Origin of the sequence: Escherichia sp. KCJ4928 (assembly GCF_004352695.1) — a bacterium.
GTDB lineage: Bacteria > Pseudomonadota > Gammaproteobacteria > Enterobacterales > Enterobacteriaceae > ECMA0423.
The window spans coordinates 1-4234 of the sequence record NZ_SJWV01000252.1; the positions used below are offsets into that span (position 1 = coordinate 1).

Annotated in this window: 2 protein-coding genes; both read left to right on the forward strand. The window is 50.1% G+C overall.

What is annotated here, in order from left to right:
* On the forward strand, positions 1-1270 hold a 1270-nt coding region (mngA, locus tag E0D98_RS21695; protein ID WP_063077158.1), incomplete at its 5' end, for a PTS 2-O-a-mannosyl-D-glycerate transporter subunit IIABC.
* 17 nt (positions 1271-1287) lie between these two features.
* Complete coding sequence (gene mngB / locus E0D98_RS21700; protein ID WP_000648992.1) at positions 1288-3921, forward strand: mannosylglycerate hydrolase; 2634 nt, start codon at positions 1288-1290, stop codon at positions 3919-3921.
* Positions 3922-4234: the final 313 nt, after the last annotated feature.

Here is a 4234-nt window from a genome sequence, read left to right on the forward strand (position 1 = left end):
CAATAGTGCAACCGCCTGTATTTTTGCGGCTGAAGTCGCCATCAAGGAGAGTGAGCGTTTTAATGGCATTCCCGCGCTTTCAGTGCCTGTTGCCGAGCCGATTCGCCATGCAGAAGCGTTGATCCAACAAGCGCTTACCCTCAAGCGTAGCGATGAGACGCGTACCGTACAGCAAGATACGCAACCGGTGAAAAGTGTCAAAACGGAGCTGAAACAGGCACTGTTGAGCGGAATCTCTTTTGCCGTACCGTTGATTGTCGCGGGGGGCACGGTGCTGGCGGTCGCGGTATTACTGTCGCAAATCTTCGGGCTACAAGATCTGTTTAATGAAGAAAACTCCTGGCTGTGGATGTACCGCAAGCTGGGCGGCGGGCTGCTCGGAATTTTGATGGTACCGGTGCTCGCGGCCTATACCGCCTATTCTCTGGCAGATAAACCGGCGTTAGCGCCAGGCTTTGCGGCTGGACTTGCCGCCAACATGATCGGCTCCGGGTTTCTCGGCGCGGTCGTTGGCGGATTGATAGCCGGTTACTTGATGCGCTGGGTGAAAAATCACTTGCGTCTTAGCAGTAAATTCAATGGATTCCTGACTTTTTATCTCTACCCGGTGCTCGGTACGTTGGGAGCGGGCAGTCTGATGCTGTTTGTGGTGGGAGAACCTGTCGCCTGGATCAATAACTCGCTTACCGCCTGGCTGAACGGTCTGTCAGGAAGTAACGCGCTGTTGCTGGGTGCCATTCTCGGTTTTATGTGTTCCTTTGACCTTGGAGGGCCAGTGAACAAAGCCGCTTATGCATTCTGCCTGGGCGCAATGGCGAACGGCGTTTACGGCCCGTATGCCATTTTCGCCTCCGTCAAAATGGTTTCGGCATTTACCGTAACCGCTTCCACGATGCTCGCACCGCGCCTGTTTAAAGAGTTTGAAATTGAGACCGGGAAATCCACCTGGCTGTTAGGGCTGGCAGGTATTACCGAAGGGGCGATCCCGATGGCGATTGAAGATCCGCTGCGGGTTATTGGTTCGTTTGTGCTGGGCTCTATGGTAACGGGCGCTATTGTCGGTGCGATGAATATCGGCCTTTCGACACCCGGTGCCGGCATTTTCTCGCTCTTTTTACTTCATGATAATGGCGCGGGCGGTGTTATGGCGGCAATTGGCTGGTTTGGTGCGGCATTGGTGGGGGCTGCAATCTCGACTGCAATTCTCCTGATCTGGCGGCGTCACGCGGTTAAGCATGGCAACTATCTGACTGATGGCGTAATGCCATAAACAAAAAGGAAACGACGATGAAAGCGGTATCTCGCGTTCACATCACCCCGCATATGCATTGGGATCGGGAGTGGTATTTCACCACCGAAGAGTCACGCATTCTGCTGGTCAATAATATGGAAGAGATCCTGTGCCGACTGGAACAGGACAACGAATACAAATATTACGTACTCGACGGGCAAACGGCGATCCTCGAAGATTATTTCGCGGTGAAACCGGAAAACAAAGACCGCGTGAAGAAACAGGTAGAAGCCGGCAAGTTGATTATCGGCCCCTGGTATACCCAGACCGATACCACGATTGTTTCTGCGGAATCCATCGTCCGTAATCTGATGTACGGAATGCGTGACTGCCTCGCGTTTGGCGAGCCGATGAAAATAGGTTATTTACCAGATTCCTTTGGCATGTCCGGGCAACTGCCGCATATCTACAATGGATTTGGCATTACCCGCACCATGTTCTGGCGCGGATGTTCGGAGCGCCACGGTACTGATAAAACCGAGTTTTTGTGGCAAAGCAGTGACGGTAGCGAAGTGACGGCGCAGGTGCTGCCGCTGGGCTACGCCATCGGTAAGTACTTACCTGCCGACGAAAACGGATTACGTAAACGCCTCGACAGTTATTTTGACGTGCTGGAAAAAGCGTCTGTAACCAAAGAGATTTTGCTGCCGAATGGGCATGACCAGATGCCATTGCAGCAAAATATCTTCGAAGTGATGGATAAGCTACGTGAGATCTACCCTCAACGTAAGTTTGTGATGAGCCGCTTTGAAGAGGTATTTGAGAAGATCGAAGCGCAGCGTGAAAGTCTGGCCACCCTGAAAGGTGAATTTATCGATGGCAAATATATGCGCGTACATCGCACCATCGGTTCCACGCGCATGGATATCAAAATTGCCCACGCACGTATTGAAAATAAGATTGTTAATCTGCTGGAACCGCTGGCAACGCTGGCCTGGACGTTGGGTTTTGAATACCACCACGGCTTGCTGGAGAAAATGTGGAAAGAGATCTTAAAAAATCATGCCCACGACAGTATCGGTTGTTGTTGCAGTGACAAAGTTCATCGCGAAATTGTCGCCCGCTTCGAACTGGCTGAAGACATGGCGGATAATCTGCTGCGTTTCTACATGCGCAAAATTGCCGATAACATGCCACAGAGTGATGCCGACAAACTCGTGCTGTTTAACCTGATGCCCTGGCCGCGGGAAGAAGTTATTAACACCACTGTGCGGCTGCGCGCCAGCCAGTTTAATCTACGAGACGATCGCGGTCAGCCTGTACCGTATTTTATTCGCCATGCCCGTGAGATCGATCCAGGCCTAATCGATCGGCAAATAGTTCATTACGGTAATTACGATCCCTTTATGGAGTTTGATATACAGATCAACCAGATTGTCCCTTCTATGGGCTATCGCACGCTTTATATCGAAGCGAATCAGCCTGGCAACGTGATTGCGGCAAAAAGTGACGCTGAAGGGATACTGGAAAATGCTTTCTGGCAAATTGCGCTCAATGAGGATGGAACGCTACAACTGGTAGATAAAGATAGCGGTGTGCGCTATGACCGGGTGTTGCAAATTGAAGAAAGCTCTGATGATGGTGATGAATATGACTATTCACCCGCAAAAGAAGAGTGGGTAATGACTTCTGCAACAGCGAAACCGCAATGCGAGATTACTCATGAGGCCTGGCAGAGCAGGGCTGTTATCCGCTATGACATGGCGGTGCCGCTCAATTTGTTGGAACGAAGCGTCCGGCAATCCACGGGCAGAGTAGGGGTGGAGATGGTTGTCACTCTGAGTCATAACAGCAGACGTATTGATGTGGATATCAACCTTGATAACCAGGCTGACGATCATCGCCTTCGCGTCCTGATCCCTACATCTTTTAACACCGATAGTGTTCTGGCAGATACCCAGTTTGGTTCGCTAACGCGCCCCGTGAACGACAGTGCAATGAACAACTGGCAGCAAGAAGGCTGGAAAGAAGCGCCGGTTCCGGTATGGAATATGCTCAACTATGCAGCCTTACAGGAAGGGCGTAACGGCATGGCTGTCTTTAGCGAAGGGCTACGTGAATTTGAAGTCATCGGTGAAGAGAAGAAAACCTTTGCCATTACGTTGCTGCGTGGCGTGGGCTTACTGGGCAAAGAAGATCTGTTTTTAAGGCCTGGGCGGCCTTCGGGAATTAAAATGCCAGTCCCGGACTCACAACTACGTGGTCTGCTTTCTTGTCGCCTAAGTTTATTGAGTTATACCGGTACGCCAACCGCCGCTGGTGTAGCTCAGCAGGCGCGAGCATGGCTGACTCCAGTACAGTGTTACAACAAAATCCCATGGGATGCGATGAAGCTCAACAAAGCCGGATTCAACGTGCCGGAAAGTTATAGTTTGTTGAAAATGCCCCCAGTGGGATGCCTGATAAGCGCACTTAAGAAAGCTGAAGACCGACAAGAAGTGATTTTACGGCTGTTTAATCCGGCTGAATCAGCAACCTGTGATGCGACTGTTGCTTTCAGTCGCGAGGTGATTTCTTGCTCAGAAACGATGATGGATGAACACATTACCACCGAGGAAAATCAAGGTTCAAATCTATCGGGGCCTTTTTTACCCGGCCAGTCACGGACGTTCAGTTACCGGCTTGCCTGAATAGCAATCAAACCGAAGCCACATATGCGCGGCCAGATTGTTGACAAAGGGCGCTTTGTTCATGCCGGATACGGCATGAACGCTTTATTCGGTCTACAAAAGCAGGCAAATTCAATATATTGCAGAGATGATGTAGACACTGGCAAGCGTAGCGCATCAGGTAATTTTGCGTTTATCTTCACTCTCAAGCCACGTATATGTGGCTTTATTTTTAACAAAATAATAACCCTGGGTGAGTTAATTATAATATAATTATAAGTTAATTAAATGTTAATATCAGCGGGGTGGATTTATGCCTTTATTAGTAATCCTG

What these genes read in the sequence shown, in the direction of transcription:
- mngB (WP_000648992.1), top strand. Translation starts at nt 1,288, where the DNA reads ATGAAAGCGGTATCTCGCGTTCACATCACCCCGCATATGCATTGGGAT.